Raw genomic sequence first — 6,982 nt, 5'->3', positions numbered from 1 at the left:
ACCCGTTGTGCATTATGATTTAAAAGAAAAAAGTTGTCCATATTACTGATAATCAGTAAATTGTTTTAGCGATAAAACATTAATTATGAACAACTTAAATGCAAATTACGAAAGAATATTGGAAGTATTACAAAAAATATCAAAAGAACAACTTTTGGACTATCAAAGACGTCGACCGAAGCTGAGTGATTTGGAACTGATTTGTTTAAGCTTAACAGCTGAATTTATGGGAATAGATAGTGAGAATGATTTATTTAGAAAGCTCCCTGTCATTATTGCCTCAAAAATAGACAGGAGCGTCTACAATCGAAGAAGACGGAAATTAGTAGGTTACATGGATGATATCCGATTAAGATTAGCCTCTCATTTTAATGAATTTGAAGATTATTTTATAGTGGACAGTATGCCTTTAGAGGTTTGTAAATTATCACGAAGTTCCCGTTCGAGAGTCTGTAAAGAGGATGCCTATGCTTTTCCTGACAAAGGCTATTGTGCCTCCCAAGGTTCCAATTATTATGGTTATAAGCTGCACGCCGTCTGTTCTATTAAAGGTGTTTTTCAAAGTGTCGATTTGAGCCCTGCATCGGTACACGATGTCAATTACCTTAAGGACATTAAAGCACAAATGGGCGATTGCACTTTAATTGGAGATAGAGGGTATCTATCAGCAGAAATACAGCTCAATTTGTTTGAAACCTGTAACATAAAGCTAAATACACCTATGAGAAGCAATCAAAAAGATTATAAAAAACAACCTTACATTTTCAGAAAAAAGAGAAAAAGAATAGAGACATTGTTCTCACAATTATGTGACCAATTTATGATAAGACGTAATTATGCCAAGTCTTTTCGAGGATTTAAGACTAGGATCCTATCTAAAATAGCGGCCCTTACAACAATTCAATATATCAATAAGTTTATTTTTGATAGAAACATCAACAATATTAAAATTAGCATTATTTAAAATGCACAACGAGTTAATTCATTATTTTTGACATGTATTTGTTTAAAAACCAAATATTTTATTGTACTTTCGTATTAAATCTAGTACATTCAATTTAAAATCAATTAAAAAAACAAGTTTCAACAAATTTTCTAATCCTTAAATCAATTAAAATATGAAAAAAATTACTCTATTTTTACTTTTTATAGCACTTGGCTCGTTTTGCTTTGGCCAAGAAATTACCTTGTTTGATTTTGGGCAGAGTACCAATACTACTGCTGGTAATTGGAATAATGTCACAGACCCTGGAACAGTAAGTTCTACTACAAATCTAATTGATGATATGGGGGTAGCTACAGGCGAAGTATTATCCTTGACAGATGCTTTTGATCCCACTCCAAACAGTACAGGAACAGTAACTCCAGATCCAAGCTTGCCGTTTCCTGTTACTGCAACCGAAGATAATTTTTATGGTGATGATACTACGCCAACAGGAGGATTTACACTTTCTGGTTTAGAAGCAGGAAAGTATTACTCGTTTCAAATTTTTGCATCAAGAGAAAATCCAACCCCTGTTGATAATAGAGAAACATTATATACTATCACAGGTCTCGCTGCACCGCAAACAGCAACTTTAAACGCTACAAACAATACTGCTAATGTGGCTACCATACTTAATGTTCAACCTAATGGAAGTAACGAAATTACTATTCAGGTTCAAAAAGGACCTGCTAATGTTAACACTAATGGATTTTACTATATAGGTGCTATGGAGATGACGAAATCTGATACGACCTTATCCAACAAAAGAATTGGAATTAATGGAACTGTAAGTGTTTATCCTAATCCTTCATCAGATTCTGAATTTGTGAAAATAAACTTAAATCTTAATACCGCAGCTAGAGTTAAAATGGATGTTTACGATATCACAGGGAAACTGATTAAAACGTTGTTAAATGAAGAAAAATCAGCTGGATCTTTTGTTCAAACATGGGACAGATCTAATGTGGCTTCAGGGCTATACATACTTAAGATTGACGCTGATGGTAGAAATCAAAATTCAAAATTAATATTGAAATAGACTTTTTATTCGGTAGACTTTATAATTCCATTTACTGTTTAGAGATTTGATTTAAGAAAAGTCCTTTGGAAGGTTACTTCAAAGGACTTTTTTCATTTTCCAAATCAAAATATTAAAAAATCGCTTGAATTTTAACCGATTTTTTTATGCTATTTTTGCATCATGCTTCAAGTAAAAAACATATCCTTTCGTTATACCAAACAAGCGGTTCTTAATACTATTAGTTTTTCGGTTGACGCGGGCGGACATGTTTCTATTATTGGTGAAAGCGGTTCTGGAAAAAGTACTCTTTTGAAATTACTTTACGGGACTTACGATTTAAACCAAGGACATATATTTTGGAAGAACCATGAGATTTTGGGACCTAAACACAATCTTGTTGTTGGACCTGAATTCATGAAATACGTGGCACAAGAATTTGACTTGATGCCTTTTATATCCGTTTCAGAAAACGTTGGTGCTTTCTTATCTAATTTTTATCCCGAAGAAAAACAAGTACGTATTAATGAGCTTTTAGAGGTTGTAGAATTAATGGGTGACGCCAACACAAAGGTCAAGAATTTGAGTGGCGGACAAAAACAACGTGTAGCCTTAGCTAGAGCCATAGCAAAACAACCAGAGATTCTTCTTCTAGATGAACCTTTTAGCCACATAGATAATTTTAAAAAGCAATCATTAAGACGAAATTTGTTTAAGTATCTAAAAGAGAAAAATATCACCTGCATTGTTGCTACGCACGATAAAGATGATGTTTTGTCTTTTTCAGACCAGATGATTGTGTTGCATGAGACTAAAATCATGGCTAATAACACGCCGAAGCATTTATATGAAAACCCACAAAATAAATTAATTGCTTCTTTTTTTGGGGAATTCAACAGCCTTAAATCCCATGGCATTCTATACGCACATCAACTAAAAGTGGTAGATGCATCAGATTTAAAAGCCATTGTAAAAACATCTTATTATAAAGGAAACTACTATTTGATTGAAGCTGATTTGGATGGGGAAACGGTGTTTTTTGAACATCCAAACAAAATCGAAAACGGTGAGCAAATTTATCTTGCTATTTAGAAAATGGTTTCAACTTTAAACCTTTGCTCTCTAAAAGCAACCTCATTACCAACTGTTTTACCCAAAAGTAATTGCCCAATGGGTGTGCTAGGTGAAATAGCATAATATTTTTCGTTTTCAACAGTAAATTCACCTGCACTTATAGCAATAAAATAATTGTTTTGGGATGTGATTACAAGGCTTCCCAAACCAATCGTTTCAGAGGTTTTAAATATATCAATTTTAGAAAACGATTCTTTTAATTTTTGGATGTCTACTAATTGATTGCCCGCTTTTTCACGTTCCAATTGTAACATGGCTCTACCTGTTTCATGCTTGTCGCCCGCACTACTTTTGGTTTCAGATAGTAGTGATTTCTGAATATCGTTTATAGTGTTTTGAATGGTTTGAAATCTGTTTTCAATAAAGTTTAAGCATTGATTATATAAGGCTGCTTTGAGTTTTAAATTACTCATCATCTTTTTTATTATAATCTAATTTCCCAAAGAAACCCATTTGTCTCACGATCCAAACCTGTCGCCCTTGAATATAAGCAGAAGCAGGATTTGCTCTGTATCTCATTGGGCTTGGTAATACAGCTGCGATGGCCGCTGCTTGGTAGCTTGTTAATTTGGCAGCTGGTTTTTTAAACCAATGTTGAGCTGCCGCTTCTGCTCCATAAATGCCGTTACCCATTTCAATACTATTCAGATACACTTCCATAATGCGTTCTTTAGACCAAAAAAGTTCTATTAAAAAAGTAAAATAGGTTTCCAAACCTTTGCGTAACCAACTGCGCTGTGGCCATAAAAAAACATTTTTTGCGGTTTGTTGGCTAATGGTACTAGCACCTCTGGTGCGTTGGCTTTTTTTGTTATGTTCTATAGCTTTTTCTATGGCTTTCATATCAAAACCATAATGGTTTAAAAAGTTTTGATCTTCACTACAAATAACGGCTAATTGTAAATTTTTTGAAATATTGTCTATTGATTCCCAATCATGTTTCCAAACAATGTCTTCGCCACTTGTAGCTTGTTGAACGGTTCGGATTACCATTAAAGGGGTTGCAGGAACAGGAATCCATTTAAATACTATAACCAAAGCAATGGAAATGGCAAAAAACCATCCCATCATTTTTAATAAAAATTTAAATACTTTTTTAATCATAATCAATCTAATAATTGCACTAATTCTTTACCTATTAAACTCCCAATAGCAATACCCATACCACCAAGGCGTACACCGCAATATACATGATTTCCCAATGGTTTTACTATGGCTTTTTTTTGATTACCCAAACCCATAATACCACTCCACCGATGCTCTATTTCAAATGGGGTTTCTGGTAAAATAGTCGTTTTCAAAAGGGTTTCCAAAGCATTTTGGATACGTTCGGTTTCATTGAATTCGGTAGTTTCCTCACCTTTAAAATCTAAGTTTCTACCACCACCAAACAAAATCCGGTCATCAATATTCCTAAAATAATAATAGCCTTTATCTAAATGAAATGTGCCTTTTATATGTAAATGTTTTATTGGTTTTGTAATAAGAACTTGTGCCCGAGCCGGTTTTACATCTTCATTGATTAATTGCGAAGCAAATCCATTGGTCGCAATAAATAGCTTACAAGTTGAAAATTCTAATAAACTAGTTTTTATTTTTACTGAATTATTGGTTTCTTCAAAATGTTCAACGGTGATGTTATTAAGGATTTTTACGCCTTTTGATTGCACTTTTTTAAGTAAGGCCTCCAACATCCTCCCCGTATCAATTTGACCTTCAAACGGATTGAAAATATATTGATTTTTGATATTCTTAAAATTGAAAATATTGTTTTTTAAACTAAACACATCTGTTTTAAAAATGGGTTTAAGGAATTTATTAATCTCGCTTTTTTGAGCCAGGCAGGTTTCATAAAGTGTATCATCTGTGTTGTTGAACAATTCGAAACCACCATGATTTTTGTAGCCAATTGCTTTGTCTCCCAAAGTTTTTCGCAATAAATGCAATCCATGAAAGCGTTTTTCCACGAATTCTAAAACCTCATTTTCGGAATGTGATTTTAAGTCTTCAAGGGTTTCACTTAAACTACCAAAACAAGCAAAACCAGCATTTTTGGTGCTGGCGCCTTGTGGAAGTATGCCTTTTTCCAATATTAATATTTTTGATTTTGGAAAGCGTTCTTTTAAATGCCATGCACAACTCAAGCCTACAATGCCACTACCAACAATAGTGTAATCTATGTTAGTGAACCAGCTTTTTATTTCCCAATATGATAGGTTCAAGGTTATGTTTGTTAGTGGTTTGTAAAAGTAGTGAAATTGTACTTTGGTTGTTGTGTTAAGGATGGAAGTGACATCCTTTTTGTTTTTCACAAAAAGATATAGCGTACAGCCTGACCGCAGTAGCGGTAACACCCATAAAAAAAGTCCCAACTATTAATTGAGACTTTTCATTTGTTATTCTTCAGTTTTTGGTTTTTCAATGACAAAATCTTCCATAAACTTCGTGGTATAATTACCAGCTAAATAATCGGGGTGTTCCATCAATTGTCTGTGGAAAGGGATTGTGGTTTTTACACCTTCTATAACAAATTCATCTAAGGCCCGTTTCATTTTGCTAATAGCCTCATCTCTGGTTTGAGCGGTGGTTATTAACTTGGCAATCATAGAATCGTAATTTGGCGGAATGGTATATCCTGCATACACATGTGTATCTAAACGGACGCCATGGCCTCCTGGGGCATGTAATGTGGTAATCGTTCCGGGCGATGGTCTAAATCCATTAAATGGATCTTCAGCATTTATGCGGCACTCTATAGAATGTAACTTAGGGGTATAATTTTTACCAGAAATTGGCACACCAGCGGCTACCAATATTTGTTCGCGTATTAAATCGAAATCAATCACTTGTTCTGTAATGGGATGTTCTACTTGGATACGGGTATTCATTTCCATGAAGTAGAAATTACGGTGTTTATCTACCAAAAATTCAATAGTTCCGGCACCTTCGTATTTGATATATTCAGCAGCTTTTACAGCGGCATTCCCCATTTTTTCCCTAAGTTCATCTGTCATAAATGGCGAAGGGGTTTCTTCTGTTAATTTTTGATGACGACGTTGGATTGAGCAATCTCTTTCTGATAAATGACATGCTCTTCCTGTAGAATCTCCCACTATTTGAATTTCAATATGTCTTGGTTCTTCAATAAGTTTTTCCATGTACATATCGTCATTTCCAAAGGCGGCCTTACTTTCCTGTCTGGCAGAATCCCAAGCATCTTTAAGTTTTTCTGGTTTCCAAACGGCACGCATGCCCTTTCCACCACCACCAGCCGAAGCTTTAAGCATGACCGGGTATCCTGTTTTTTTAGCCACTTTTTCGCATTCTTCATAGGTAAGTATAATTCCATCACTACCGGGAACACAAGGAACCCCAGCTTCTTTCATGGTTGCCTTGGCATTGGATTTATCACCCATCCTATCAATCATTTCTGCCGTAGCACCTATGAATTTGATATTGTGTTCTTCACATATTTTTGAAAACCGGGCATTTTCAGATAAAAAGCCATAACCAGGATGAATGGCATCTGCGTTGGTAATTTCGGCAGCTGCGATAATATTCGAAATTTTAAGGTAAGAGTCTTTACTTGCTGCAGGGCCAATACATACGGCTTCGTCTGCAAATTTAACGTGTAAACTTTCTGCATCAACTGTAGAATACACAGCAACGGTTTTAATGCCCATTTCTTTACAAGTTCTAATAACACGTAGTGCTATTTCGCCTCTGTTGGCAACTAATATTTTTTTAAACATAACTTTTAAAATTAAAAATTACAAATTCCAATCTCCAGATATTGGATTTAGAGTCCCGAAAACTATCGGGAGGCGGTATTGGAATTTTTAACT

General features: G+C 34.7%; 7 protein-coding genes. 3 read left to right on the top strand and 4 right to left on the bottom strand.

Annotated elements, in window-relative coordinates; genetic code table 11:
* Positions 1-85: 85 nt before the first annotated feature.
* From CSW08_RS10525 to CSW08_RS10515, 3 genes are all read left to right on the top strand, one after another.
* Positions 86-964, top strand: coding sequence for an IS982 family transposase (locus CSW08_RS10525; protein ID WP_106658080.1), 879 nt, complete (start codon positions 86-88; stop codon positions 962-964).
* Between the two features lie 154 nt (positions 965-1,118).
* Positions 1,119-2,024: a T9SS type A sorting domain-containing protein gene (locus tag CSW08_RS10520; RefSeq protein WP_106659841.1), complete on the top strand. Its 906-nt coding sequence runs from the start codon at positions 1,119-1,121 to the stop codon at positions 2,022-2,024.
* 162 nt (positions 2,025-2,186) lie between these two features.
* The gene (locus CSW08_RS10515) at positions 2,187-3,095 is read left to right on the top strand and encodes an ABC transporter ATP-binding protein (protein WP_106659840.1); all 909 of its coding nucleotides are present in this window, start codon (positions 2,187-2,189) and stop codon (positions 3,093-3,095) included.
* Here CSW08_RS10515 and CSW08_RS10510 read toward each other — a convergent pair.
* The 4 genes from CSW08_RS10510 to accC all read right to left on the bottom strand — a co-directional run bounded on the left by CSW08_RS10510 (position 3,092) and on the right by accC (position 6,889).
* Positions 3,092-3,553, bottom strand: a complete 462-nt coding sequence (locus CSW08_RS10510; protein ID WP_394337029.1) for a 3-oxoacyl-ACP synthase — start codon at positions 3,551-3,553, stop codon at positions 3,092-3,094. The two genes, CSW08_RS10515 and CSW08_RS10510, sit on opposite strands and share 4 nt — an antisense overlap.
* Positions 3,543-4,241, bottom strand: coding sequence for a monofunctional biosynthetic peptidoglycan transglycosylase (gene mtgA, locus CSW08_RS10505; RefSeq protein ID WP_106659838.1), 699 nt, complete (start codon positions 4,239-4,241; stop codon positions 3,543-3,545). The genes CSW08_RS10510 and mtgA overlap by 11 nt, the downstream gene beginning before the upstream one ends.
* 2 nt (positions 4,242-4,243) lie before the next feature.
* Positions 4,244-5,359 (bottom strand): NAD(P)/FAD-dependent oxidoreductase, encoded by a 1,116-nt coding sequence (locus CSW08_RS10500; RefSeq protein ID WP_106659837.1) that lies wholly within the window; start codon positions 5,357-5,359, stop codon positions 4,244-4,246.
* 174 nt (positions 5,360-5,533) lie between these two features.
* Positions 5,534-6,889, bottom strand: coding sequence for an acetyl-CoA carboxylase biotin carboxylase subunit (gene accC / locus CSW08_RS10495; protein ID WP_106659836.1), 1,356 nt, complete (start codon positions 6,887-6,889; stop codon positions 5,534-5,536).
* Between the last annotated feature and the right edge of the window lie 93 nt (positions 6,890-6,982).

Source organism: Confluentibacter flavum (assembly GCF_002843175.1).
GTDB lineage: Bacteria > Bacteroidota > Bacteroidia > Flavobacteriales > Flavobacteriaceae > Confluentibacter > Confluentibacter flavum.
The sequence above is the reverse complement of the archived record's forward strand: the minus strand, read 5'-3'. Positions and strand labels throughout refer to the sequence as shown.